This window comes from Pseudomonas shirazensis, from assembly GCF_050496565.1.
Taxonomy (GTDB): domain Bacteria; phylum Pseudomonadota; class Gammaproteobacteria; order Pseudomonadales; family Pseudomonadaceae; genus Aquipseudomonas; species Aquipseudomonas shirazensis_A.
On sequence record NZ_JBNWAE010000014.1, the window covers coordinates 53,904 to 78,809 of the forward strand.

Consider the following 24,906-nt stretch of genomic DNA (forward strand, 5'->3'; position numbering starts at 1 on the left):
ACGGTGCTCAGGAGGCCAGATCATGAGATGCCCTTGCTCCCGGTCGTAAGGAGCCGCCAGTCCCGCGTTAGAGGACATCCCCACAGGTCGCAGGGGCCTTGATCCCTGATAACACTCAGCATTCTTGGCGGGATGACGTGGGGCGAGGATCGGAGATCGGAAGATGAGGTGACCGACATGGCATTGGTGGGTAGACGTGATGGCCGTAATTTCGGCTACGGCAGGCAATTGAGTTACGCAGGACCTCAGGCACTGAAAGACATGTTCGGCGGTGGCCACTACGGCACGGTCAAGGCGCACTGTGACAGGTGGCAGGCACTCGTGAAGTGGTGCCATCCGAATGAGTGGCCTGGCATCAATAATGCGCGGAATGCCTGCGCGACGTGGTTAGGCGCGGTGATCTAGCTGCCATTACTGCAAAAACAGATTGTTCAGCGCCAACAGAATCATGGCGAAGCTTCGTGTTGATCGGTGCATGAAATTGCCGAGTCCGAGTAAGGCGTAGGTATGCAGCGCGCAGAGGTTCGAAATTCATGCCGCAAGGCCGCGACCGTGAACCCACTAAGCAGATCGCTTGAACCGTTAGGTTGAGGCTGAGTGGGAATGCCTGCAGGTACTGCCTAGATCCTTAGGTTGTACACCAATACACCCTCACAGGGACAGATCCGAAAGTAAAAAGTTTTTTGATTTATCTTATTGATTTTATTTATATTTATAGAAATAAATGTTTCGTATCCAGCGATTATTTTTCGCTGTCAGCGAAAAATGTTTGACACCTGCGAATTTATTTCGCATATTTGTGTGGCGGACGGAGACTCATCTCGTTGCTGTTGGTGCCAAAGCACCGTGGAGACCTAGGTCTCTAACCCTTGGCCGGAGAAGGCGGAATGCCGCGTCAGGCGCCTCCACACCTTCAAGGACAAAAGCGGCTTCGTCGAGAGCGACGAAGCCGGTGTATCGGAGGGGGAAAAGCATTGCTCAACCCGTTTCACTACTTGCTATCTGGTTATGCCCGAGAGGCACACATAAGTGTGTCATAACCTAGATAGGAGCTTCGAAAGATGCACAAGAGTGAAGAAAAAACCGCAGAGCAATGTCTGGTCAGTCCAGAAAAGAAGAAGAAGTGGAGCGTTGTAAAGGTTTTCATGGCTGGTTGGCAGGTAGTACGGTTTTTCGTAAACCTCTGCACGCTGATCGATAAATACGGGCCGAAAATCCTTAGCTTCCTCGGAATCGATTCTGAATAAGACCTACCCCGCTGTTTTCACCAGCTCTACTATAGGCATTCGCCATGTTAAATAAAGCGCTTAAGCTGATCCGTACGTTTTACGACGTTTCTCAATCAGACCTTTCTGCCCGGCTTGGAATTTCCAACTCCTATTTATCCGAGATAGAGTCAGGAAAAAAACAACCAACCATGGACATATTGTCCAGATACAGCGAGCAGTTTGACATTCCTCTCTCATCGATATTGTTTTTTTCGGAGAACTTAGAGGGTCCCAAGCCAAGTGACAAGTTCAGGATGCATGTCGCAAAAAAAATAGTCTCAATATTTGAATGGAATCAGGCTAGGAATGAGACCGCTAAAAACTTCGGTAAGAAAGCGAAAACCTTTTAAGCTTTATCCAATAAATCAGAGCGCACTGTACAAGCTAACATCTCCAGGTAAGTTATATCATGTGCTTGATAGCGAGCAAGAGGAAATAGACTCTATTCTTGGTAGTAATGAAAACTACCGGGAATTTACTCTATTGGAAGATTATAATCCTTTTTCACAAAAGGTAACCAAGAGACGGCTTGTACAGACGCCTGCTCGTAAGCTGCGGGCTATCCATGAGCGTATACTTAAGCTTTTGCAAAGAATGGAGCATCCAGGTTACGCACACGCTGGAGTCAAAAAGCGCTCCTATCGGTCAAATGCAATAGCTCATGAAAAATCGAAGGCTGTAGCAACTTTTGACTTGAGTAATTTTTACGGTCAGGTCAAAAGCTTTCATGTTAACAAATTTTTTTCAACTCAAATGAATTGCGTAGGCGACGTATCGGGAATCCTTACCGCGCTGACAACTTTTCGAAATTGCTTGCCAACTGGAAGCCCGCTCAGTCCGCTACTTGCACTTCATTCATCTCGTCCGATGTATGATGAGTTAAATACTCTCGCAGAAAAGCATGGCCTAATATTTACGTGCTATGTGGACGATCTGACATTCTCGGGTGACTTAATTCCGCTCTCTCTTGAGAGAGAGGTGAAGTCAGTGGTCAGGCGGCATGGTCATGTTATCAATGATAAGAAAACCCGAATATTTACTGAAAAACAGCCTAAGCATGTGACTGGAACAGTAATTATCAACAATAAAGTTCACGTGCCATACGCAAGGATTGTATCAGTAAGAAGGTTGGAGGCCGCCATCAATGGCGAAATTGATCGATACGGTTTTAGCGAACAGAAACTAATGGAAAAACTAGCTGGTGTGCTTAACGAGGCTTCATATCTTGATCCTAAATTTAAGCATAAAGCGCTATTGGCCAGAAATAGTTTGAGTTTAAAGTAGGGGCGTACTCTTTGGGCGCTAGTTTCCGTGAAAACGGCGGAACTGACGCGTAAGGATTTCCGCCGTCACGCAACCAGCGGCCTAATTGATCTTGCTGAAGTCTGGAATCCACGCGGGAACGGCGGGCTCCTCATCAACCTGGGGTGCATAGCCCTCAACTGCGCCCACAGTCACACATGGCCAGCCGTTTACCTTGATCGAATGACGAATGCCATTCTGCGCCAGGTTCGCGATCTGCGCCTTCTTCGTCTTCGCTCCGGTGAGTTCGCAAACCTGCTCGTGCGTCAAAAATTCTACCGGCATTGATCCACTTCCCCTGGGCTAAGTGAGTTCATGACGTTTACACCTCATTGCGGCTGATTGCACTGGTTGGTTTAAGAGCAAAGAAAAAGCAGCCCCTATTGCATGATGTCAAATAGCCTGCATTAATGTCGTTTTCTCAGGGACTGTGAGGAGAGCATTACATGAACAATGAGCAGGTTGGTGAAGTGGCTGCAGTTGGGGTGGCTGCGGCCACTGGAGCGGGTATCGGTGCTGCCTACGGCGTTGGAGTGATCGGTGTAGCAGCGGCGGAAGCGGCGGCAGCGGCGACAATCGCCGCAGGCGCATCAGCAGCGACTACCACGGCCGCTATTGCTGCAGCAGGTGGAGGGGCTGTTGCCGCGGGGGGGACAGGTATGGCTGGCGGTGTAGCAGCTATCGCAGGTGCCGCTGCAGGTTCTGCTGTTCTTCCAATCGTTGCTTGCGCCGTCGGCGGCGCTGCACTGCTCGGAGGGGTGGGCTGGGGTGCTTACAAGCTGGGTCAGAAAATTCTGAACAAATAGCCGGGTATCAGTCGTACGTCATTATCGGCCCAGATCGTCGGCTCACCGGAACTCAGTCATGTGGCGCTATGAGTAAACGCCGATCTGCGACAATGTGTCCTCAAATCTGAGGACACCTCCGCTCCTAGATCTTTGCGATCTCACCGGCGCACGAGTTTATGCTAGGGATTCCTGGGGATGCTTTTGGGCAGCATGGGTAAACTCGGAGGCCATGCAGCGTTGCGTCTCGCCAGCTCTGCGAAGCACTCAAATTCGGAGTGAATGAACCTGGCGTGCGAAGGCCAGTTAAGCCTGACCCTGCTCCTTTGCAGGTCGTCTTTGAACCGACGGCGAATTTCTTTTCGCCAAATACTCTCTAGGTTCATTACGCGCCGGACTCGCTTCGATGAAGGCCTATGCTCGACGGATTCCTTATCGAGATCAATTCCGGCAACTACCCCACCAGAGAGTGCCGCTTGGTTACGCTTTCATAATCCTGGTCCACGGTTCGAGTCCGTGTGGGTCCACCAATGATTTCAAAGGCTTACGGTTTACGTCCTTAAGCATTTTTCCTTTGCCTGACTAGATTTTCCCCGTTCATTCTCCGTTTCACCACCACGCTCTCTACTCTCGTTGAAGCTGTCTACGGCTTCACCGCCGATCTCGTTCAGCTCCAGCAAGCACGAAAAATAGCTGCTCTGGACAGGCCACTCAGGCATACTCGCGCAGTCTCGTGATGGCAGGTTGCCACGGCGCTAGCTAGCTGCTCTCCTTAAGCCATCATGATCGAAGCTTAAATTTATAAATTGGGCGTTGAAGCAGGGAAGCCGCTATGAGTTACTTACACTTGCACTTTGATGGTGACATTACAAGAAATCATACGGTAAGCCTGCGCACGTTAGGTAAAAGCCTTTATCATCTTCAAGGCGCAGTTAATCGTGCGCACCTTGACGTCAAGTACGGCGAAGTAATAAAGAATGCTCGGCTTAGCCCCGAAGACTATCTAGAAACGGAGCTGTGGTCGAGACCGCCAAAGGACGGCGGTTACATCATAGAATTTATTGATAGCAGCCCAAAGATCAAGAGCACGCTAAAGAGGATCGTCAGTGCTATTAGCCCTGCAGTTGATAAGGCGCGCGAGCAAGCTTTAGCCAACGCCGGTTCTCTAGCCAACCAATCCGCGCTCCGTGAAGAACAAGTTCGGCTAGGTATTATCGAGCCTATCACTTACGAAAACTATATTCCAAACGCATCTCAGCACCCTTATGGCGACCGAGCTATCAACAAAGAAATCGACCAGTTGATCGGAGTTGTGCGCCATAAAAATTCCGGGCAGAGCACGATAGAAATTATTGTAAGCGAAGACAAGCAGACCCCCTTTAAGTTCAATAGGACATCCAGCGAGAATTTTCACTCCATGGTTTCCCGCCGAAACTTGGGTGATCCCCTGATATTTGAAGTTCTAGTTACTGAGCTAGATGCAGTCAATAAATCTACTAAAGTTAAAAATCTAGTCATCGACAGGATGATCAAGCTGCAATACAAAAGCGAGGCAGAATTTGAGATGATCAAAAAATATCTGGGCTCTCCGCTTCCAATGGTCTTCATCGGTAGCCCCATTTTCGAAGGTGGTGCATACGATGCGAAAGGCGGGGACGTTTTCTTTATCGGATTGGTCTGATGGAAAAGCTAATAGAATATTGCAAGCAGAGATATGACGAAGAGTTAGGCTTCAAATTTAGTCTCTCCAATATATTTGCTTGGCTTTTCTTTGTTGTCGCGACTTACATTGCAACCAACAAAATATCCGACAGCGTCATATGTGGGCTGTCCGGAGTTAAAGTAAAGGCCATGATGGATATGACTGATGGTGTTATCCCATCGCTCAGTATGCTTCAACTCACTTACTCAATAGCATTCGTCATAGGCGTTGCATGGCTAGCTCGGAGCCTAGCTGAAGGGTTGTTCTACTTTTTCACGCTTAAAGATGAAGTTAGGAATCTTGTTGTCGATATAACTTTAAAATACATCGAAACCAAAAATAATGAGCTTCAGAAAAAAGCCTTAGGCCTTGGGGCCAAGATAGAACTTGATCGTAATATTAAAAAAATACGTCGAAGCGGATCGTTAGCCGAGGTGTTTCTAGTTGTGGGTCTGTCAACCGCACTGCTCATGCCTTTCACAGTTATAAATGTGGGCGTCATGCTAGTAAGCGCCATAGTATTTACGATTATAACTTGGTCATCGTTCAGTTATTTTATTTCGAGCGTGCTGCCATATCATGTGGCTGTAAAATACTCGGCTGGCGAGTTGGTAACAATAAAAACTAGCCATTCAGAAACTTTAGGGCAATGAAAGTTTATCGTTTTCCATCATCGCTCCAAATAAGCTCAAGAGGTGTCATCAAATCATAGGGCACCCCCTTTACCGACGATTGGCACATCTGCTGAGATTTCGGCCTGTAGCAGCGCTTAAGTTGCTCTGAGCGACGTCCAAATGTTATAGCGTTCACCACTCGGATCTGTCAGCTACCGCCCCATAGCCGCCCTCGGATAAGTACATCAAGGGCGGCCGGTGGCCTCGGCACTGCAAGAACACAAATCCCTTATTTCGGTCAGTTATCAGGTCAAGGTCGTCCTCAAGGACGCAATGGCGACCCGTCAGATGTGGCGCGTGAATTAAGTGCCTGTGAGTGAACGCTACAACGGCGTATCACCGGGGAAGGCAACAACTTCCGTCAACTCACCTTGGAAGCGCGGCAGGACATGGTGCAGCGATTGCTGTTGGATTCGACTATCGATATCAATGAAGCGGCCTATAGCGTCGGCTTCGAGGATGCCAACTCGTTCTATCACGCATTAAATTTTGGGCAGAACACAACGCCCACGCAATGGCGGAACGCTTAGCTGTGAGCCCCGGGCGTGTTCTGGCCGATTGCTGTGCTTCACGAAGGGCAGCTACAGGTTTGCTAGCTGCCATCTTCGGACGGATTCTGTCGTTCCTCACCCAGCGTTTGAAGCGGGGGCCGTAGCTCTCACTGGAGTCCAAAAAAACCGATTCGATTCCACGGAAAGCCATAACTAGCTGATTTGTTTATGGACACCCTATGAGGTACATCAAAAATTCCACCAAATTCCAGCCCCACGAAAACCGGTCCCTCGCGGCCAATAACCGTCCGTCTGTCTCCGCACCAGACATCAGTATCCCGAAGTACACCACTGTCCAAGCAATACCCAACAAAGCCCGCCTCGTGCGGGCTTTGTTGTTTCTGTAATGCCTCGTTTCAAAGTCCATTCACGGATCCGTCAGCCAGTCACCTGTTAGTTTTGTTAGGTAAGAATGACAGTACCAGCGTCTCGCAAGGAGGCTTATAAAAGCGCAGGCCAGCAAGTTGAAGTGCTAGCGCTTTTCTAACTCCATCGGACAGGAGTCCGTTTTTATGCCTACAGATCTGGACGCGTTGCTTTCAAGTATTCGTGACTGCAAAACCTACGAAGCGCTAACGAGTCGCCGAGCCATCATCAAAGAAAACAAGGACGCTGCGACTGCCGTTGATGTAGTGCGGGCGCTGCGCGATGCCGAGGTCTATGCATTGGTCTGGGGGGTATTTACCGCCGCGCTCGAGCAGGGGGCGCCGATAGTCGCCCACGACAGGGCGCGCGATGAACTCTACATCGCCATGGATAAGCAAGATGACAGCGCCATTGAGGGTGCCTCAATCATCTATGAGGCCTCGTTTATTGCTTTGAACAAGGCTCACGAAGAGGCCAGCAAGCTTGTAGATGATGCCATCAAAGCCGTAACCGATGACGCAGCCAAGGCTGCGCCCGGTGTGGACGGCATTGACGCTATTGCCGATGCTGCCGCTGCCGACATGTGTTCGGCCGCCATCAACCGCCACCTCGTTCAGCAAGATGTCATCTATCCCTCTGAACAGCCCAGCGCAGATCCGTTTCGGGATTACTATGACAAGCAGCGACAGATCAGGAATATCACCAGTCCTGTAGAAGAAGCATGTCAGGCGTATGTCAATGAGCATGTTATCCGTGCTCGAGTGGTAGCCGAACTCAAGCAGTCACTCAATCGTTATTTACTTGTTTGGCGTAAGACAACCACGGGGGGCGGGAATCCACTGGCCGAACAAGGCATCCTGGAAAGGATCGACGAGAAGAACGAGACCTTCGTGCTTAAAAGCACTGTTTACAGGGATCAACGATCCACTGTTTCGTTTTCCGACATAGGAGGAATCAATACATCACGGACAGGCTCAGGGGCACAGTCCGCCGCAGCCGCACCTGGCTGGAGGAGCGTAGGCATCGGAAAGTGGGTTCGCTCCGACCAATACTAATAGTGCAAAAAGCACTTGATGCCTGCCTAGCGTGACCCTCCAAGACCACGACCGGAGCGAGCATCCGGTCGCTGTCTTTTTAAAAGTCGGTCGGCAGGGTAATAACTGCGAGTCGCTGCTTGCAGGCCTGAGTTCTACAGGAACAGGTCGTAAGACAGTTTGCTGATCAAAATCACCAACAACACCAGGAACAGCGTGCGGACAAAGGGCACGCCTTTATGAACCGCCAGCCAGGTGCCAGTCAGTGCTCCGAGGATGTTGAATGCCGCCATGGGGATTGCGATCAGGTAGAGCACGTTACCCGTCGGAATGAAGAACATCAGTGCCGCGATATTGGTAGCAATGTTCACGAGTTTGGCCGATGCCGAGGCATGCAGAAAGTCGAAGGCGAAGCAGCGGATAAACAAAAAGATCAGGAAGCTGCCAGTACCGGGCCCGAACAGGCCATCGTAGAAGCCGATGGCGCCGCCGATGACGATCGCCAGCAGTTTTTCCTTGGTACCGATACGCATGGGTTTGTGCAGGGCGCCGAAGTCTTTTTTCCAGAAGGTGTAGATCGCCATCAGCACAATCAGCACCAGCACTGCCGGCCGCATCACTGACTGCGGTACGAACGATACCGTTGCGGCGCCGAAGAAGGCCATGACAAAGGCCGCACAGGCCGCGGGGATCACAAGCCCCCAGTCGATCACCACCTTGCGTACGAACGACCGAGCCGCGAATGCCGTACCGCAGGCGGCCGCGACCTTGTTGGTACCCAGCAGCGCAGCCGGTTGAGCGCTGGGTAGTACGTTGAACAGTGCGGGTATCTGGATCAGTCCACCGCCGCCCACTGCCGCATCGATCAGGCCGGCAGCGAAAGCGAATACGCAAAGGATGGCAATATCGACCATGAACTAAAGCTCTGACTATCTAGGTGGGTGGTGCATATCACTGCAACCAGAGGACATGCTGATCCGGGTTGATAGGAAGGTTAACGGAAGGGCTCTTTCTGTGTTGCAATGCCGCATTGTGAAAAGTGCAATGAGGTGGGGCGTGGCATTGAATATGTTGGCGGAACTCGAAGCCTTTGCGGCCGTAGCTCGCAAGCGCAGCTTCGTCGCCGCGGCGCGGGCCTTGGGACGCTCCCCCAGTGCGCTGACCCGCGCCATTCAAGCCCTGGAGGAAAGTGTCGGGCTCAAATTGTTCAATCGCTCGTCCAATACCGTGAGCCTGACCGAGGCGGGTGAGTGCTTGCTGGCTCACGCCTACAAAATGCTCGAACTGCAACGTGAAGTTGATGAAGACCTGGCCGGCCTTAGCGGCCTGGCCTCTGGCTGGATCCGTTTTTCCGCCCCCGAGGTACTTGGACATGGGGTATTACCGCGCTTGATCGCGCAATACTGCGAGCGTTATCCAGACGTCAACATCGATGTGATTTTCACCGATGAGCTTCTCGACCCGGCCAAGAGCAAGCTGGACTTCTCAATCCGCGGGGCATTTCCACAGTCCAGCGACTTGATCGGTTTCGCACTCTGGAGTTACGCCCGCCATCTGTATGCCGCCCCCGGTTACCTGGAGCGCAAAGGCGTGCCCGACTCTATCGAGGCGCTGGCGTCGCATTCGCTGATTCTGCATACGGCGCCGCGGATTCTCAAAGAGTGGAATTTTCGCAGCGAGGGGCAGGCCAGCAGCTTTCGGGTTCATCCGAAATTTCGTTTCAGCTCCGGTCTGGCGGTATTCCAGGCAGCCCTGGCGGGCGTCGGGATCGCCCGCTTGGCGGATTGGATGGCAGAGCCCGAAGTGGATGCTGGGCGCCTGTTGCGGGTTTTGCCTGAGTACAAGCTTACCTCCAGCAGTGGTGTGAGCCCACAGATGCATGCGGTTTACCCGGCTGGCAATCTGCCGCTGCGGGTGAGGACGTTGCTGGAAATGATGCGTTGCGTGGGTGAAAGCCCGGAGTTCAAACGCGGCACAGCACTGATATGAATTTACGGCGCGTTCAGCCTGTCAGTCGCTAGTACGGATATGATCAAACATGGCCTGAGGTCATCGTCTAAACGTTGGAAAAAGGAGCTCTTCTGGTCATGGATAGCAAATGTTCAGTCTTTATCGCGGCAAGTGTTGACGGCTTCATCGCCAAGAAGGACGGAGATATTGAGTGGCTTAACCGCCCTGAATATGAGTGCTCTGCATTGAACGGCCTGACTTATGATGAATTCATGACGACGGTCGATGCGCTGGTCATGGGGCGCAAGACGCTGGAGAAAGTGTTGTCCTTCCCGGATTGGCCCTATGAAAAAACACCCGTCGTGGTGCTCTCACAGGCGCAGGTATCGATACCTGCAAAACTACAAAGCAAAGTCGAGGTCATGGCCGGCGATCCGGCGCTGATCGTGGCGCAGCTCGCGGGTCGCGGTCTCAAGCACCTCTACATAGATGGAGGTCAGACCATCCAGAACTTCCTCGCTGCGGGATTGATCAACGAGATCACGATTACGCGTATTCCGGTGCTGCTAGGCAGAGGGATTCCATTGTTCAGCCAGTTGGGGGATGAGCTTGAGCTGCGGCTGATTGATTCATCAACGTCGGACAACGGGTTTGTGCAGAGTCGTTATCAGGTGGTGGTATAGGCTATCCCGTAGTGTACGACTTGCCCCCAGGCGACACGATCATCATTCAGCCGCTTGTGTTAAGAGGCTGAGGTGAATACTCAGTGGATAGTCCAGAGCCGGCTTTTCCCGCCGAGGCTAGTAATCAGCAGTACATTGCCGGTTTACGCACCGTCCACTATGGTAATCGGCATTAAAATACTGATTAGAGGTGCGGACATGCCGTTCAGACTCACGATCCGAGCCTTTGCCGACGGTGCGTGGGGCGTTACCCGATCTGCTGATCGATGCGCCTGAATCGATGCGCAATGCAGCCCCGATACCTGTGAATAACCTGGACAAGCGACTCGTGGAGTGGGGATTGCGATGAAAAAACTGCAGCCTGAAGAGCGCGCTCAGCTCGTAGAGGATATCGTCCGTCGCAACGCTGCGGGGCTCGATCCTATTGGTGTATCCATCCGCCGTCTGCGGCTCGAAGTCACCGGGCTTGATCAGGAGACCTTCGCGGCCATGTGCAAGATGTCCACGAAAAGCCTGTACGAATTGGAGAGCGGCAAGTCGAATCCGAAGCTCAGCACCTTGGAGGCCATTCTGCGTCTCTTTGGCGTGCGGATGGGGATGGTGATGACTGCCAAAGTTAAGCCCGCTGCACCGGTCGTGGACAAGGATGTCGGCCCGTTGCATGCAGGTGGACCAATCGCTGCGGCTGCGCGGACGTTGGCGAATCTCTCGCCGCTGGCCAGCTCCTGTGTGGTGGTCGGACCTAAACGAGGAAAAAGCCCTGCCGCAGCCAAAGCGAAAAAGGCAGCATCTAACTCATCCTCGCCAAGGGCACGGGAACGCAGTCAGGAAAAATGAGCAACGCAGGGCCTGCTCGGCGAGCGTGCAATTATTGATTGCATGCAGTGGCTATCCCCGCACGACGTAACGCCGCGATAATGAACGGAGACTTTTTCTCCAGATACTCAGCCATCCCATCGGTATTGCTCGACTCCAACACTAACTTCAGCGCTTCATACTGCTGGCGGAGCGTCGCATCGCGCCTCAGCAAATCTCTGAACCCCAACATCTGGATGATCGCGAGGTGGCCGCAGGTACAGGCATGGAGCTTGTGCGTACGAATCCCGTCCACATTACGCCGATAGAAGTGATGCCCTGGCGTTAGATCACTTCCTCGTACGTATCCTAACCCGATCAACACCTCATCCCGCGCCGACGCATTGCGATGATCATGAACCTCGATCAGCACATCGATCTCAGGCTTGGCCGCGAGGCCTGCAACAGATGTACTTCCAACATGGTGTATGGCTATCAGTTCATCGCCAAAGGCCGAAGCGATGAGCGGCTTGTCCGCGATAAAACGGGTGGGCCAAGTGGGGTTGTAAGGGGTGATCTTGCTGGTCAGTGCCATTTCCATTCCTTGGCGGCGAGTACCTAGAGCATCGAATTTTCCCTCAGAAGACATGCATTCGCTAGCGTCTGATCAAGACCGATTGGGCATGTACCCGGCAGGCCGGGACGACGCAATCACCCATGCTCCGCTGCCAACACTGATCTTAACTGAGAAACTCCTGCACAGACGCGACTCAATCCCGGAGTAGGGACTGAGTCCTCGCCATACACGTTTGAGAAATTTCCCACAGCCCTGAAACTTGCACCCATTGATCTGGGCAGCTAGATTAGCCAAGTCGCGGCCAATTCCGCGACCGGGTTTGGCGACTCGACCGAAAAGGCGCAATGGCGCCCCAACCACGATTGCTGGCGCTTTTTTTGTGTCTGCAGTTTCGTGTAATGGCGGCTGTGCGTGGGAGACCTTCGGGTCTGCCGGGTTCCTTTTCCTCGGTTCGCCAACCTGCGTACAGCTGCCACCCAACCGTTTGGCGACGGCTGGTGTGGTGCTTCAACAGAAAAGGACTCCATGCATGACCACAACAACTCCGTTGCGGATCCCCGCATCCGTTCCCCACCACGACAATATCCAGATGCCGCGCCATCAGCAGTTGTGCTGCGTTTCCACTCTGGACCTGTCCGGTTCCAGGCCGAAGCAGGTGTTCGCATGACTAGCCAGGAACGTCTGTCGACAATCCAGAGCTACGCCTGGACACTCGAGCTTCTCGGTGAAGCCCTCGTCCAGCACGACGATGTGCTTGAGTGCGAACACAACCCACAACTGACCTTTCGCAACACAGCCGGCATCCATCAAGCGATGCGCATCATCAGCCGCCTGGCGGCCGAGCAATGTGGGAAGTTGCTTGAGGACAAAGGCCCGGTACAGGCCGAGTAACGCCCAGATCGAATGATCATGGTGGTGGAAGGCTGCTTGCGTGAGACCAAGCTGTCCGCCGCACCTAGCGCTTATCCATCATCGCAGACGGTGTAGCCGACACGGCGGGACAACGCGATCACCGATGCTCCGCTGCCAACATTGATCTGAACTGAGAAACGCTCTCTGCCGCTAGCCCGGCACCTTCAAACACCGCGCAGGTGAAACTGACGGGTGCGGTGCCTGGAGCCGTAATGATGCGGTCTGCCATCACCGCTCTTGAGCTGTTTTGATAAAGCGCAAAGCCTTCGTAACCGACCGCATTCTGCAAGTAATCAGCACTGTTCGAGGTATGAGCAACCGTGTCGAGAAGCCCAGCCCGCGCAAGCGCCAGCGTTCCGCCACAGATACCGGCAATGACTGCTCCACCTGAACGGCTTGCATGCAGAAAGTCTCGAATATCGGGGGCTTCTTCACGTTCCCAGACCATCCCTCCAATGACGACAACAACGTCCGGCTTCCACTCCAGACATTCCTGCAAGCTGCTATCGACCGTTACCGCTAATCCACCCTGCGAACGAAAATGCCCCGTAATGGGAGCGAAAAACCTGACGTCGATCCCATAAAACGGGGACGCCGTACCCCCGATGTAAGCGTATTCCCAGTCCGCAAAACCAGGTGTCAGTATCAAAGCCACACGTGCCATCAGACAGAATCCTCCATGAAAGCCCGCAACATATGACGGAAACACAGGAACATCAATGTCTGTCCGCCCCGGCCCAGACAATGCGCGCCACCCCCAATCAATGCAGCACCTGACTCAAAAACAACCGACTGCGCTCACTCTGCGGGTTCTCGAAGAACTCTCTGGGCGTAGCTTCCTCGACAATTTCCCCTTGATCCATGAACACCACTCGGTGCGCCACCGTCCGGGCAAAGCCCATCTCATGCGTCACACACACCATGGTCATGCCGTCTTCGGCCAGATCCACCATGGTCTGCAGCACTTCCTTGACCATCTCCGGATCCAGCGCCGATGTAGGTTCGTCAAACAGCATGATCTTCGGCTTCATGCACAACGCCCGGGCAATCGCAACGCGCTGTTGCTGGCCACCTGAAAGCTGGCCGGGGTATTTGTGTGCCTGTTCGGGAATGCGCACCCGTTCCAGGTAATGCATTGCCACCGCCTCAGCCTCCTTGCGCGGCATCTTGCGCGCCCACATCGGGGCGAGGGTGCAGTTCTGCAGGATGGTCAGGTGCGGGAACAGGTTGAAGTGCTGGAACACCATGCCGACTTCGCGGCGGATGGTTTCGATCTGTTTGGCGTCGCTGGTCAGCTCGGTGCCTTCGACGACGATGCGGCCTTGCTGGTGTTCTTCGAGGCGGTTGAGGCAGCGAATGGTCGTCGATTTGCCCGACCCCGATGGGCCGCACAGTACGATGCGTTCACCCTGGCGCACGGTGAGGTTGATGTTCTTCAGGACCTGGAACTCGCCATACCACTTGTTGACGTTCTCCATCTGGATCATGGTCTGGGCGCCCAGTGCATCCAGAGGTTTGCGGATAACTTCACTCATTTCAAACTCCTTGCCGGAGCACAGGCGCGCCGTCCCGGTGGCAGCGGGCACGCCTGATGTGGGAAGAGGATGTAAAAGACGCCGTTCGCTCAGTGCAGGACGCTTTCCAGAAACTGCCGCGTGCGAGGCTCCTTCGGTGCGCTGAAGATTTCCGCCGGCGGGCCCATTTCGATGATCTTGCCGCCGTCGAAGAACACCACGCGGTCGGCCACTTCCCGGGCAAAGCCCATCTCGTGGGTGACGACGATCATGGTCATGCCCTCAGCCGCGAGGCCCTTCATCACGTTCAGCACGTCGCCGACGGTCTCCGGGTCGAGCGCGGAGGTGGGCTCGTCGAACAGCATCAGCTTGGGCTTCATCGCCAGCGCCCGCACGATCGCTACCCGCTGTTGCTGGCCGCCGGACAACTCCGCCGGGTAGTGCTCGGCCTTGTGCCGCAGGCCGACGCGATCGAGCAGGGCGAGGGCGTGGGTCTGGGCTTCCTGTTTGCTCGAGCGCTTGAGCTTGACCGGGGCGAGCATCATGTTCGCCAGCACGCTCATGTGCGGGAACAGGGTGTAGTCCTGAAACACCATGCCCACCTCTTCGCGCAGCCTGGCCAAAGCCTTGCGGTCACCGGCATTGGCCGAGTCGCCATTGGCGATTACCACGGTGCCGAGGGACGGCTCTTCCAGGCTGTTCAGGCAGCGGATGAAGGTCGACTTGCCCGAGCCGCTGGGGCCGATGATGACCACCACTTCGCCTTGTTGAACGTCCATGTCCACGCCCTTGACCACCTCGTGCGCGCCGAAGCTTTTGTGCAGGTCGCGAACCGTCAGGATCGTGCTCATACGCCCGCCCGTGCCCGGGTCAGGGTTTGCAGATTGAGGTCGGCCGCGCTGAGTCGCTCGCGGCGCTGCTGATTGGCAATGCGCTCGGCGTTCAGGCGCTCGCTGGCGCGGGCCAGGCTGGGCTTCAACGAGCCGAGCGAAGGGCCGCCTGCGGAGCTGCGGCCTTGCACGTTGCTGACCGGGTCGAGGCAATCACGGACTTTTTGCTCGGGCAGGTTGAGGGCGTGGCCGAGTTGCTCGAGGGCGCAGGCATCGACCATCTGCGTGGTGATCTGGTTGGCCGGCAGGCCCTGATCCATGGCCATGCGCACTACGCCGCCGACCACATGGTGGGCTTCGCGGAACGACAGATCGACTTCTCGCACCATCAGGTCGGCAAGGCCGGTGGCGGTGGAGAAGTCTTCACCGGCGCGGCGTACCGCCAGGTCGATGTTGGGCGTTGCGGTGCGCAGCACCAGGTCGAGCAGTTTCAGGCAGCGCAGGGTTTCTTCGGCGGCTTCCCAGAAGCCACGGGTGCCTTCGCGGTTGCCGTCGCCAGTGTGGGAGAAGTTGGTGCCTTTGATGCTCACGCTGGCGCCCATCAGCAGGCCGACGATGTGCCCGCTGCGGCCCTTGAGGTACTCGAGCACGGTGGGATTTTTCTTTTGCGGCATGATGCTGGAGGTGGCGGCGACGCTGTCGGGGAAGTCGATGAGGTTGAACTCATGGGTGCTCCAGACAAAGTAGTCCTGCGCGACGCGGCTCCAGAACACCGCCAGGTGGCTCAGGTGCGACAGGCTTTCGAGGAGAAAGTCGCGCGAGCCGATGGCGTCCAGCGCGTTGTCCAGATAGCCGTCGAAGCCAAGTAGCTCGGCGGTGCGCGCGCGGTCGATGTCGAACGGCGTGCCGGCGAAAGCGGCTGCACCGAGTGGGCACTGGTTCATCGACTCCAGGGTCTGGCTCAGGCGCTTGCTGTCGCGCTCCAGCGCCTGTTCCACCGCGCTCAGGTAGTAGCCGTAGGTGATCGGTTGCGCCGGCTGCAGGTGGGTGTAGCCGGGCATCACCACTTCTGCGTACATCGCGGCGCAGCGCAGGGCCGTGGCGCGTACCGTTACCAGTTCGTCGATGAGGTCCATCAACAGCTCGCGGCAGCGCAGGCGGTCAAGCGTGGCGAGGATGTCGTTGCGGCTGCGACCGGTGTGCAGGCGCCCGCCGATGTCGGCGCCGATCTGCTCGATCAGGTGCGCTTCGTAGTTGAAGTAGGCGTCTTCGCGGGACGGGTCCAGCTCGACCGCATCCGGCCCGGCCTGCTCCATGTCCAGCACACCCTTGGCCAGCGCACTGGCATGTTCGCCGCGAATCAGCCCCTGTTCGGCGAGCATCAGGATGTGCGCCTTGTTGACGTTGCCAAGATTGGCGAAACCGCTGGCGAAGCCTTCCAGGCGCGGGCGATAGATGTACTCGTTGACTTCCGGCGCGGTGCTTTCTTTCAGACGCCGACTGACTTTGGATTCTTGCATGTTGGAACCTCTCCAATGGAAGTACGTACCGCCGGGCGACCCAGACGACGTTCGAGATAACGGCTAAGCCAGGTCAGTGCCGAGCAGATGACGAAGTACACCAGCAGCACCACGGCGTAGACCGAGAAGGCCGGGCTGACGCCGGTCATGACGGTTTCGCGTTCGATGATGATCTGGCCGACCTTGAGGAATTCGCCTACACCGACCAGGGCACCCAGCGAAGTCGCTTGCACGAGGATCGTCAGCAGCCCGGTGTAGGCCGGTAGAATGGCTTTCATCGACTGCGGCACGATCACGTGCAGGTAGATCTGCCAGGGGCGCAGGCCCAGGGCCCAGGCGCTTTTCCACTGGTGGCGGGACACCGACTCCAGCCCGCCCCGCACGATCTCGATACCGTTGGCGCTGCCCCACAAGGTCAGGCCGACAGTTACCGCGGCGAATGGGCTTAGATCGACGCCGAACATCGGCGCGCCGAAGAAGATGAAGAACACGTTGACGATCAGCGGAATCGAGCGGAACAGCTCCACATAGGCATGAATCGTCCACCACAGCACCCGGCTCTTGACTGTGGCCAGCACACCGAGCACCGCCGAAATCAGCGTGGTGAACAACAGCACCACCAGCGCCAGTTGCAGGGTCATCAACAACCCTTTTAGAACGAAGCTCCAGTTTTCGAAGATGAAGTTCATGCTCGCCTCACTGCCGGAAAGGGCGTTGTAAGTGGGCGGAAAGGCGCGCAGTCAGCAGCGCGAGCACGCCGACCAGCACCAGGTACATGACGCAGATGGCCGTGAACATCTCGATGGCGCGAAAGTCCGTGGCGATGCGGTCCACCGCAACGAAGGTCAACTCCGCCAGGCCGATGGCCTGCAGGTACGAGGAGTTCTTCAGCAGTGAAATCGCAGTGTTGAGCATCGCCGGCAGGCTGGTGCGAAACGCGATCGGCAGGGCGATCAGCGCAAAGTACTGAGCCGGCTTGAGGCTGAGCGCCAGGCTCGCCTCGCGCATGCCGCGCTCCACCGTGGCCAGGCCGCCGCGGATGTTCTCGATCTGGTAAGCCCCGGCCCACAGCGACAGGCACACCACCCCCGACCAGAACAGCGACAGCCCCAGGCCAATCGCCGGCAGGCCGTAGAAGATGAAGAACAACTGCACCAGGATCGGCGTGTTGCGGATCAACTCCACGTACAGCACCACGGCCTGCGACAGCACCGGCACTTTCATCACCCGCACCGCGCCGCCCAGCACACCGATCAGCATCGAAAAGAAGATGGCCAGCGCGGTGATCTTCAGCGTCATCAACACGCCGTCGAGCAGCGCAGGCCACTGCGCTATCAAGTAATGGATGTCGAAATCCATGATCGCGGCCGATCAGAGCGATTCGGCAGGTTTGGCCTGCTCGAACACACTGATGTAGTAGCCCTGGATATTCTTCGGTACGAACTGCTCTACCCAGCCGCGGTACAGGTGCTCTTCACGCATGCGCAGCACCGCCGCGCTGAGGAAGTCGCGCCACTGCTCTTCGTTCTTGCGCACGCCGATGGCCGCGTCGGAGATCTGGAACGGTTCGCCGATCAGGCGTGCGTCCTTGTCGTTGTCGGCGACCACCACCAGCGTTGCAGCGTCGTGGGTGTAGGCATCGGCGCGGCCCTGGCGGAAGGCTTGCAGGGCATCGGCGGCGCTGTTCATGCGCAGGGTTTTCACGTCGGGCATGTGGTCCTCGAACCACTTGGCCTGCACCGAGCCCTTGAGCGTGGCGAGGGTCTTGCCCTTGAGGTCGGAGATTTTCTGCGCCGGGCTGTCCTTCTTCACCACCACGTCACTCGCGCCCCAGCGGTAGGGCGTGGTGAAGTCGATCACCCGTTGCCGCTCCGGGGTGACGCCGAGGGTGGCGATGAGGAAGTCGACCTTGCGCCCCAGCAGCTGCGGCACGCGGTTTTCGGCGGTCACGCAGGTGAAGCTGACCTTGTCCTTGGAGCCCAGGGCCCACAGTGACACTTGCTTGGCCATCTCCACTTCGACGCCGGCAAACTCGCCCTTGTTGTCTTGATAGCCATACGGCGGCTGGTCGCAACGCACGCCAGCTCGCAGCTGGCCTGCCTCTTTGATAGCTGCAGGAACGGCCGGCAAGTCGACGGCCTGAGCGGTGGAAACCGCTGCCAACGACACCCACGACAAGGCCAGTGCAGCACTTAGTTTTTTATACGAGAACGACATGATGCCTCCTGATTACCGGGCTGCATCGCCCCACTGGCGTGCGGCGAAACGATGAGTACAAGGGCAGAGCTGAAATGAAGCTTGAGCACCGATTTTGTTTTTGTTGTTGCGGGTATGCGCTCGGTTGGCATCGCGCTGCTTCGGGGCAGACGTCGATGTAGATCTAGTTATAAAATCTTCGGGTCATGCAATCAAATGACAATCCATCAACCAGTCATGCAGAAATGATATGGCCATTAACTTCAAGCAGATCGAAACCTTCCGCGCGGTGATGGTCAGCGGCTCCATGACGGCGGCGGCGCAGGCATTGCACACCTCGCAGCCGAACGTCAGCCGGCTGATCGCACAGCTCGAGCGGGCCAATGGCTTCAAATTGTTTGAGCGAGTAGGAGCGCGGTTGGTGCCAACCGATGAAGGCGCGCAGTTTTTTGCCGATGTCGAGCGCGCCTTCATCGGCCTGCACAGCCTGGAAAATTCAGCCCAGCACCTCAAGCGCGGCGGCACCGGGCGCTTGCGCATCGGCGCGGTGCCGTCGCTGACCCACGGCCTGCTGCCGGCGATCATCCAGCGCTTTCGCCAGCAGAACCCACACGTGCACATATCGATCCATACCAATGACTCGCCCAACGTCGCGCACTGGGCGGCGACTCGCTTCTGCGATGTATGCCTGGTGTCCTATGTGGCTGAGGACATGGCCGGTGTGCAGTCAGAAATCATCTGTGATGTGCCTGGCGTGTGCATTTTCCCCAAAGGGCATCGGCTTGGTGCTTTGGAAGTGGTGACACCGGCAGATTTGAAAGGTGAGGAATTCATCTCGCTGTCGCACACCGACGGCTCCCGCACCCGGCTCGACCGGCTGTTTGCCGAAGAAGATCCGCGCGTGCTGAACATGGATGCGACCCATGCCGCCACTGTCTGCTCACTGGTCGGGCTGGGGCTAGGCGTCAGCGTGGTCAGCCCGCTGGTGGCCAACGAGTACTTGCATACCGATATCGACATCCGACCGTTTGCGCCGGAGCTGCGCTTTTACACGTATTTGCTGCTGTCGTCCGACCGGCCAGAGAACGTGCTGACGCAGAGGTTTCGGGTGTTGGCGGGGGAGATGTTGAGGGAGGCAGCGCAGGGGAGTTTGGCGAGGAAGAGAACTTGAGAGCGTTGGGGGCTGCATAGGTCCAAGCGGTTATTGAAGCGCCCCTGAGCAACGGCTCAAGAGCGATTCACGACTACAGCCCTAGCCGGGCAGGCTCAGGTGAAGCAACGGGAAGGGGCGGCCCTCGCCATCCAGCGGAGAACGGCCTGTTTGCACAAACCCGTAATGTAGATAGAACCCTACCGCTTCGGGATTCTGTTCATTTACATCGACGCTCAGCTGGCTGTGCGATTTGCGGGCATGATCCAGCAGCCCGCGGCCAATCCCTTTCCCGCGTAGATTGGGTTCGATGAAGAGCATCTCTACGTGGTTTTCATTGAGCCCGATAAACCCCAGCGGGCAGTCCTCGGCATCTACCGCAACCCATAATTCAACAGCGGGCAGATAGACATCGCGCAGCTGAGGCAGCAGTGCCTCGATGTCGGACGCTTGCAGGAAGTGATGTGTGGCGCGCACCGAGCGCAGCCAGATGTCGAGCAGGTGTGGATGGTCGGCGTTGCTAGCCTGACGAATGATCATGGAATCACCCTTAACACTTGATATCGGAAAGGACGCGGGCAATTGGATAGCGACCGCGTAAGTGTCGGCAACCTGTATGACCGCTTCGCGAGTTAACGCCTGGGCGGTTCACGGCAGAAGTGGCCGGAAAGGAGGGATGAAGGACGATAATTAGAGGCTTGCGGGGTGTCAATAAAGAAGCACGGCATGGACGGTCATAGCGTGCCTGAGGGGGGGCGGGCCGCTCGTGGTGCTGCGCAGCGCCAAAAGCAGGTAGTGTATGTATCGAGAGAAACCCACCGCTTTCGACAGAATCCTGGCAGCGGTAGCCGGCGGGGATGAGATGAGGAAAACAATCAGGGACCGATGAAATGGCTTTGCGACTGAGATCCGCTAGTTTGACCGATCTACCGGCCATTTACCGAGGCGAGGAGAGCTATATCCTTACATTTGAGCCTGCGCATGAAGCTTCTTGGCGAAGGGATCTGGAGCGGCATCTAACGCGGTGGGTAGAGAATTTCGACCATCTGACCGTCGCGGTCATCGACGATGCGTTCGCAGGTTATTCATTGTGGACTCCGGAGGCCGCACATGCAGAACTCTGCACGCTCCAAGTAGCTCCAGCCTTTCGTCGCAATGGCGTTGGCACGAAGCTATTGGAACGGAGCATGTTCGATGCCCAATCTCAGGGGTTCACTCGATTACGGTTAAGTGTCCGGCCTGACAATCCTGCGAAACTGCTGTACGAGTCCACGAAATTTTCATGCATCAGTACAGGTGCCAATGGCTACCTGATATACGAGCGTCGGCTGTAAAAAAGCTCTGCTGGATGGCGATTTCTTGCCGCTAGCAGTCGCTCGACATCTACTGTTGCGGATCCCGGTGTTCAATGGGATTGCTGATACCCGCGGCGGGGCGGTCGCCCAGGCATGACGAATGTTGGTTAATCGGTGGTCGAGCTGCTCGCATCAGGCTGTAAAGCAAGTATTCAGAGTTGCCTTGAGCTATTGTTAGCGGCGCAAAAAAAAATTGCCTGATGCACTTTCTCAAGGATTGAAATGAAAGCCTTATTGCTCGTGTTATCAACCCTGCTCCTGCTTTCCGGCTGCTCCACGCCGCTTACCGCCACCAAGGCCAGCCCTTCGATCGCCGAAACCAAATCGGTGCAGTTCGGTGGCAAGACGTTTGTCCTCAAGTTCCAGAAGCAGGGCCTTTGGGAATATTTCCCTGAAGACGAAAGCATGGATGCCTGGACCGAGATGGTCGATTTTACGGTCGTGCCTCGCGAGATGAACCGCTTCAAGCCCCTCGATCTGGCCAAACGTGCCATCCAGTTGCATCAGCAGGAAAACCCGAACATGCCGGCAGTTCTGCTGACAAAAAACAGAACCGGGATCGACTACGCGATGATGTACTACCCCGATTCAGTCCGTAAGGACGGGCAGTTTTCGGAGATCAGTTACTTCAAGTACTACACCGATGGCACCACTGGCCAGACCATCATTTTTCACTTCGCCCGGACTATTCCAAAACCGAACGATCCCACCCAGAGCGCAATAGCGACGGGGCAGGAAATCCCGCCGCTGATGGAAGCATTCCCGCTGTACCGGCCGTGACACGGCTGAGTGAACAGTAGGGACAGGCGTGTCTGATACGCGCGTTCGTAGTACAGACATAATCCACTCTATATCCTGCAGACAGGGACGTCGCCCATGCACATACGCAAACTGAACGAAGATGACCTGCCCCTCGTCAGCGCCCTTTGTATTGAAGCGTTCATGCTGGCAGTTGCGCCCTCGTTGTCAGCGCAAGGCGTGGAAACCTTCGCCAAGGTGGCATCTGTAGACGCGTTTGCCGAGCGTAAGCAGGGCGACAATCTGATGCTGATCTTTGAAGCGGATGGCGTGATAACGGGGCTGGTCGAGCTCAAACAAGGGCGCCATGTGGCGATGCTGTTCGTCGCGCCAAGCTGGCAGCGTCGAGGCATCGGCAGGCGCCTTATCAATGCTGCGCTGGAGCATGCCAGGGAAGAGACAGTGACCGTGAGAGCCTCGTTGTCCTCGGTGCCAGCATACCGACGCTACGGGTTCGTCCTCGCAGGTGACGTAGGGGAATTCGCCGGGCTCGTCTATCAGCCGATGGAGAGGCGGTTGCCTTAGTGTTAGGAACGCTCAGTAATTGTCTGCCAACCGACACATTTTGCTGTCGTCCAACGCCAAGGGTTTGCCTGGCTTCGATCCAGTTGGGAGTTGCCTGACAGACACCGTACAGTTGGAATATCCCGACGCGTCAAGTTCGTAGTCTGCACCCGGTTGCGGTACGAATGTGAACCTGTTGTAGCAACGTTCGCGGTTGTAGACAAACGACACGGGCTCGCCGGCGGGTATCTTGAATTCACTGCGGACTGTGCCAGCGGGTTGGCTGACAATGGCCGGCATGCCCAGGCTTTCATTATTGCGATCAGCGTAGCCTTTTCGCGGCGCCACCAATACCCCAGCGCCGGGGAGGCGGAAGTCGACGCAAGCGGATTTGGGAATGGCCCTGACCATGCCGTCGCTGAATACCCGCAAGCGCGCTGTCTGATCGCTCGCTGGCAGGCTATAGGGGGTTGAAAAGGATCTGACGTTGCTGATGGAGCCGCAGCCGCTGAGCGATACCAGCAGGCTTGCGCAGAACAGTGTGATGAGGGAAAGCGGAACTGACTTCAATGCAATGCTCCATGCGGGTGAAATATCCACGGTAAACGGCGGTCTCCGATCGCGTGATACTCATTAGGCTCACGCGGTGCTGCGCTGGCTTGACCATCAGATCACGACCAGCGGATGCGGGCAATTTCTGCGTCGCTCATCTGGCGCCAGTCGTCCTTGCTGATCCCGTAATCCTGCTCGGCGGATTCCAGCGCCTGCTCCAGCGTAATCATCAAATGATCGCCTTCAACCTGCTGGCTGGCGTAGTCCACGAATCGAATCTCCATGTATACCGGCGGCTCGTGCTCACCCGCGACCTCAAGACCAAACAACACGATCGTCGAGACGCTGGGGCGGTAGGCGCAAGGCACTTTCACATCAGCAACCATGTGCAGCGGTTGTGGCTTCATCTGGATACCTGTGTCGCCGGGCCTGAGGGGTAGTCGCTATCTGACGTCTATGCCGGGGTACAGCTCGGGCGGTGGCTGGTAGTCAGGATCTTCGAATTGACTGTTGCGGTAGAAGGCCTCGGCGGTGGGCCCAGCATTCTTGTAGGTTACATTTTCGTTACGGACCAGATGCCAGCCCGTACCTTCCTTGTCACGTTCGATCAGCGTTGGGTACAGCGTGCATTTCCCACTGGAACCTGAGCTGAGGAGTAACTGATAGTAGCGTCCAGCTTCAGGTGTGAATTGGCTCGTGACAGAGCAGGTCCTGGTACGCGAACCCTCCCATGTCATATACACAGTTGTTTCCAGGCCCGGCCGAATCGTTGATTCGTAGTAGTCCCAGGTCAGGTCTTGCCCCGCTTTGGGCATGCCAATGTCCTGGGTATGGATAAAGGGGAAAGGCCCGGTACGCACCACACCGCCGATCTTCACACCGTTGTTGGCCTGGTAGATTGCCGCATGCTGGGTGAAATTGACGACACGAATCCAGGCCGGATTCGGCTCATTCGCGGGTGCGACAAAGTAATCGGTGTGGGGGAAATACTTGCAACCTGCGAACATCGGCAACAACACTAAACAGAATCTCAAGCGTGCCGTCATTGATCCATTTCTCTGCAGAATTTTCGCTATGACGCGTCTGCAGGAGTTTATTCGTCAGCTGCACTGATTTCCTCGGAGTGGACGGGTATTGGTAGGCGTGCCTGATCACGGGCTTGTTACGTTGAACGGCAGCTAATCACCCATAGCAGACCTTCGGGTATTCCCTTAAGGCCAAGGATCCCAGGAATACCTTAATCGCCCGATGGTAGCGAGGCCTGTAGCGTTTTCAGGTCAGATGGCGGGAGTACAAAGCTTTCCAACCCCAGCATGTTGCCGTTGGAAAGTTGCCAGTTATAGAAGTCTGCAAAGTCATTCTTGGCCAGCGCCCTGATAGTCTTCGCAACAAAGCCGTGCGCTACAAGAAGAACGCGCTTTGACGGATATCTCGACTCCAAGTCTACCAATCCTTCTTTAACCCGCTTCACAACATCGGCAATCGATTCTCCTCCGGTGGGCCCGAGCCCCCATTGACGGGTAATGTTTTGCGACCAAAGATGCGGATATCGTTCCCTCGCATCTGCCTGGGTCAGGCCCTCAAAAACCCCCACATCACGCTCTCGAAAGCAGTCCATTGTCTGGATCGGGAGCTTTAGCTTCTCGTTAAGAATACTGGCGGTTTCCATTGCCCGCAGACGAGGAGATACGACAAGCGTGTCCAGTTCATGGGGCAAACTCGCCCTTAGCGCTTGAGCCTGTTCACGCCCCCGTTCTGTGAGCGATGGGTCGAGCGATCCCAAGTAACGGTGTTCGGCATTCGCCCAGGTTTCACCATGCCGTACGACATACAGATCCATGAAATCCATCTCATCAGTGTAAAAGCGGGGGATTGTATCAATCGTGAA

The 24,906-nt window shown here is 55.8% G+C and carries 29 protein-coding genes and 2 pseudogenes; 16 read left to right on the plus strand and 15 right to left on the minus strand.

Annotated features, from left to right (window positions below; genetic code table 11):
- Positions 1–177: 177 nt before the first annotated feature.
- The 4 genes and pseudogenes from ACQZ2L_RS19375 to ACQZ2L_RS19390 all read left to right on the plus strand — a co-directional run.
- Positions 178–572 (plus strand): annotated as a pseudogene (locus ACQZ2L_RS19375) (integrase domain-containing protein); the annotation flags it as partial.
- 489 nt (positions 573–1,061) lie between these two features.
- Positions 1,062–1,247, plus strand: a complete 186-nt coding sequence (locus ACQZ2L_RS19380; protein ID WP_430327422.1) for a hypothetical protein — start codon at positions 1,062–1,064, stop codon at positions 1,245–1,247.
- 44 nt (positions 1,248–1,291) lie between these two features.
- Positions 1,292–1,618 (plus strand): helix-turn-helix domain-containing protein, encoded by a 327-nt coding sequence (locus tag ACQZ2L_RS19385; protein WP_430327423.1) that lies wholly within the window; start codon positions 1,292–1,294, stop codon positions 1,616–1,618.
- On the plus strand, positions 1,575–2,552 hold the full coding sequence (locus tag ACQZ2L_RS19390; protein ID WP_430327424.1) for a reverse transcriptase family protein: 978 nt from the start codon (positions 1,575–1,577) through the stop codon (positions 2,550–2,552). The genes ACQZ2L_RS19385 and ACQZ2L_RS19390 overlap by 44 nt, the downstream gene beginning before the upstream one ends.
- 81 nt (positions 2,553–2,633) lie before the next feature.
- Here ACQZ2L_RS19390 and ACQZ2L_RS19395 read toward each other — a convergent pair whose 3' ends face one another.
- Positions 2,634–2,855: a DUF4224 domain-containing protein gene (locus ACQZ2L_RS19395; RefSeq protein WP_430327425.1), complete on the minus strand. Its 222-nt coding sequence runs from the start codon at positions 2,853–2,855 to the stop codon at positions 2,634–2,636.
- A gap of 1,332 nt (positions 2,856–4,187) precedes the next feature.
- Here ACQZ2L_RS19395 and ACQZ2L_RS19400 point away from each other — a divergent pair.
- The 4 genes and pseudogenes from ACQZ2L_RS19400 to ACQZ2L_RS19415 all read left to right on the plus strand — a co-directional run bounded on the left by ACQZ2L_RS19400 (position 4,188) and on the right by ACQZ2L_RS19415 (position 7,703).
- On the plus strand, positions 4,188–5,036 hold the full coding sequence (locus ACQZ2L_RS19400) for a hypothetical protein (protein ID WP_430327426.1): 849 nt from the start codon (positions 4,188–4,190) through the stop codon (positions 5,034–5,036).
- Entirely contained in the window at positions 5,036–5,710 is a 675-nt protein-coding gene (locus tag ACQZ2L_RS19405; protein WP_430327427.1) for a hypothetical protein, read from the plus strand. The genes ACQZ2L_RS19400 and ACQZ2L_RS19405 overlap by 1 nt, the downstream gene beginning before the upstream one ends.
- Positions 5,711–6,063: 353 nt before the next feature.
- Positions 6,064–6,261 (plus strand): annotated as a pseudogene (locus tag ACQZ2L_RS19410) (helix-turn-helix domain-containing protein); the annotation flags it as partial.
- 533 nt (positions 6,262–6,794) lie between these two features.
- Positions 6,795–7,703 carry a hypothetical protein gene (locus tag ACQZ2L_RS19415; protein ID WP_430327428.1) on the plus strand — a complete coding sequence of 303 codons (909 nt, stop codon included), beginning with the start codon at positions 6,795–6,797 and terminating at the stop codon, positions 7,701–7,703.
- Positions 7,704–7,837: 134 nt separating this feature from the next.
- On the opposite strand, the gene ACQZ2L_RS19420 is transcribed toward ACQZ2L_RS19415, so the two are convergent.
- On the minus strand, positions 7,838–8,596 hold the full coding sequence (locus ACQZ2L_RS19420) for a sulfite exporter TauE/SafE family protein (protein WP_430327429.1): 759 nt from the start codon (positions 8,594–8,596) through the stop codon (positions 7,838–7,840).
- A 142-nt stretch (positions 8,597–8,738) separates the two neighbouring features.
- Between ACQZ2L_RS19420 and ACQZ2L_RS19425 the strand changes: the two genes are divergently transcribed.
- The 3 genes from ACQZ2L_RS19425 (at position 8,739) to ACQZ2L_RS19435 (ending at position 11,152) form a co-directional block, all read left to right on the plus strand.
- The gene (locus ACQZ2L_RS19425; RefSeq protein ID WP_430327484.1) at positions 8,739–9,671 is read left to right on the plus strand and encodes a LysR substrate-binding domain-containing protein; all 933 of its coding nucleotides are present in this window, start codon (positions 8,739–8,741) and stop codon (positions 9,669–9,671) included.
- A gap of 98 nt (positions 9,672–9,769) precedes the next feature.
- On the plus strand, positions 9,770–10,315 hold the full coding sequence (locus ACQZ2L_RS19430; protein ID WP_430327430.1) for a dihydrofolate reductase family protein: 546 nt from the start codon (positions 9,770–9,772) through the stop codon (positions 10,313–10,315).
- 345 nt (positions 10,316–10,660) lie between these two features.
- Entirely contained in the window at positions 10,661–11,152 is a 492-nt protein-coding gene (locus ACQZ2L_RS19435; RefSeq protein ID WP_430327431.1) for a helix-turn-helix transcriptional regulator, read from the plus strand.
- Between the two features lie 31 nt (positions 11,153–11,183).
- Here the strand turns inward: ACQZ2L_RS19435 and ACQZ2L_RS19440 are convergent, their stop codons facing one another.
- On the minus strand, positions 11,184–11,705 hold the full coding sequence (locus ACQZ2L_RS19440; protein ID WP_430327432.1) for a GrpB family protein: 522 nt from the start codon (positions 11,703–11,705) through the stop codon (positions 11,184–11,186).
- Between the two features lie 645 nt (positions 11,706–12,350).
- Here ACQZ2L_RS19440 and ACQZ2L_RS19445 point away from each other — a divergent pair.
- Positions 12,351–12,578, plus strand: a complete 228-nt coding sequence (locus ACQZ2L_RS19445; protein ID WP_430327433.1) for a hypothetical protein — start codon at positions 12,351–12,353, stop codon at positions 12,576–12,578.
- A gap of 118 nt (positions 12,579–12,696) precedes the next feature.
- Here the strand turns inward: ACQZ2L_RS19445 and ACQZ2L_RS19450 are convergent, their stop codons facing one another.
- The 7 genes from ACQZ2L_RS19450 to ACQZ2L_RS19480 form a co-directional block, all read right to left on the minus strand.
- Positions 12,697–13,263 (minus strand): DJ-1/PfpI family protein, encoded by a 567-nt coding sequence (locus tag ACQZ2L_RS19450; RefSeq protein WP_430327434.1) that lies wholly within the window; start codon positions 13,261–13,263, stop codon positions 12,697–12,699.
- A 97-nt stretch (positions 13,264–13,360) separates the two neighbouring features.
- Complete coding sequence (locus ACQZ2L_RS19455) at positions 13,361–14,134, minus strand: amino acid ABC transporter ATP-binding protein (RefSeq protein WP_430327435.1); 774 nt, start codon at positions 14,132–14,134, stop codon at positions 13,361–13,363.
- Positions 14,135–14,223: 89 nt separating this feature from the next.
- The gene (locus ACQZ2L_RS19460) at positions 14,224–14,964 is read right to left on the minus strand and encodes an amino acid ABC transporter ATP-binding protein (RefSeq protein ID WP_430327436.1); all 741 of its coding nucleotides are present in this window, start codon (positions 14,962–14,964) and stop codon (positions 14,224–14,226) included.
- Positions 14,961–16,463: an argininosuccinate lyase gene (gene argH / locus ACQZ2L_RS19465; protein ID WP_430327437.1), complete on the minus strand. Its 1,503-nt coding sequence runs from the start codon at positions 16,461–16,463 to the stop codon at positions 14,961–14,963. The genes ACQZ2L_RS19460 and argH overlap by 4 nt, the downstream gene beginning before the upstream one ends.
- Positions 16,433–17,152, minus strand: coding sequence for an amino acid ABC transporter permease (locus tag ACQZ2L_RS19470; RefSeq protein ID WP_430327438.1), 720 nt, complete (start codon positions 17,150–17,152; stop codon positions 16,433–16,435). Before ACQZ2L_RS19470 ends, argH begins: the two co-directional genes overlap by 31 nt.
- 7 nt (positions 17,153–17,159) lie before the next feature.
- A complete protein-coding gene (locus tag ACQZ2L_RS19475) occupies positions 17,160–17,822 on the minus strand; it encodes an amino acid ABC transporter permease (protein ID WP_101316298.1) in 663 nt (220 codons plus the stop codon).
- Positions 17,823–17,834: 12 nt separating this feature from the next.
- Positions 17,835–18,680 (minus strand): transporter substrate-binding domain-containing protein, encoded by an 846-nt coding sequence (locus ACQZ2L_RS19480; protein WP_430327439.1) that lies wholly within the window; start codon positions 18,678–18,680, stop codon positions 17,835–17,837.
- A 229-nt stretch (positions 18,681–18,909) separates the two neighbouring features.
- On the opposite strand from ACQZ2L_RS19480, the gene ACQZ2L_RS19485 reads away from it, so the two are divergent.
- A complete protein-coding gene (locus ACQZ2L_RS19485; RefSeq protein ID WP_430327440.1) occupies positions 18,910–19,830 on the plus strand; it encodes a LysR substrate-binding domain-containing protein in 921 nt (306 codons plus the stop codon).
- 81 nt (positions 19,831–19,911) lie between these two features.
- Here ACQZ2L_RS19485 and ACQZ2L_RS19490 read toward each other — a convergent pair whose 3' ends face one another.
- Positions 19,912–20,349 (minus strand): acetyltransferase, encoded by a 438-nt coding sequence (locus ACQZ2L_RS19490; protein ID WP_430327441.1) that lies wholly within the window; start codon positions 20,347–20,349, stop codon positions 19,912–19,914.
- 350 nt (positions 20,350–20,699) lie between these two features.
- Between ACQZ2L_RS19490 and ACQZ2L_RS19495 the strand changes: the two genes are divergently transcribed.
- The 3 genes from ACQZ2L_RS19495 to ACQZ2L_RS19505 all read left to right on the plus strand — a co-directional run bounded on the left by ACQZ2L_RS19495 (position 20,700) and on the right by ACQZ2L_RS19505 (position 22,487).
- Positions 20,700–21,143 carry a GNAT family N-acetyltransferase gene (locus ACQZ2L_RS19495; protein ID WP_430327442.1) on the plus strand — a complete coding sequence of 148 codons (444 nt, stop codon included), beginning with the start codon at positions 20,700–20,702 and terminating at the stop codon, positions 21,141–21,143.
- 243 nt (positions 21,144–21,386) lie between these two features.
- A complete protein-coding gene (locus tag ACQZ2L_RS19500; protein ID WP_314878147.1) occupies positions 21,387–21,944 on the plus strand; it encodes a hypothetical protein in 558 nt (185 codons plus the stop codon).
- Positions 21,945–22,040: 96 nt separating this feature from the next.
- On the plus strand, positions 22,041–22,487 hold the full coding sequence (locus ACQZ2L_RS19505; RefSeq protein ID WP_430327443.1) for a GNAT family N-acetyltransferase: 447 nt from the start codon (positions 22,041–22,043) through the stop codon (positions 22,485–22,487).
- Positions 22,488–22,499: 12 nt separating this feature from the next.
- Here ACQZ2L_RS19505 and ACQZ2L_RS19510 read toward each other — a convergent pair whose 3' ends face one another.
- The 4 genes from ACQZ2L_RS19510 to ACQZ2L_RS19525 form a co-directional block, all read right to left on the minus strand.
- The gene (locus tag ACQZ2L_RS19510) at positions 22,500–23,036 is read right to left on the minus strand and encodes a hypothetical protein (RefSeq protein ID WP_430327444.1); all 537 of its coding nucleotides are present in this window, start codon (positions 23,034–23,036) and stop codon (positions 22,500–22,502) included.
- Positions 23,037–23,137: 101 nt separating this feature from the next.
- Positions 23,138–23,425, minus strand: coding sequence for a hypothetical protein (locus ACQZ2L_RS19515; RefSeq protein WP_430327445.1), 288 nt, complete (start codon positions 23,423–23,425; stop codon positions 23,138–23,140).
- Positions 23,426–23,461: 36 nt separating this feature from the next.
- On the minus strand, positions 23,462–24,064 hold the full coding sequence (locus ACQZ2L_RS19520; RefSeq protein ID WP_430327446.1) for a hypothetical protein: 603 nt from the start codon (positions 24,062–24,064) through the stop codon (positions 23,462–23,464).
- Between the two features lie 191 nt (positions 24,065–24,255).
- On the minus strand, positions 24,256–24,858 hold the full coding sequence (locus ACQZ2L_RS19525) for a histidine phosphatase family protein (protein ID WP_430327447.1): 603 nt from the start codon (positions 24,856–24,858) through the stop codon (positions 24,256–24,258).
- Positions 24,859–24,906 lie beyond the last annotated feature (48 nt).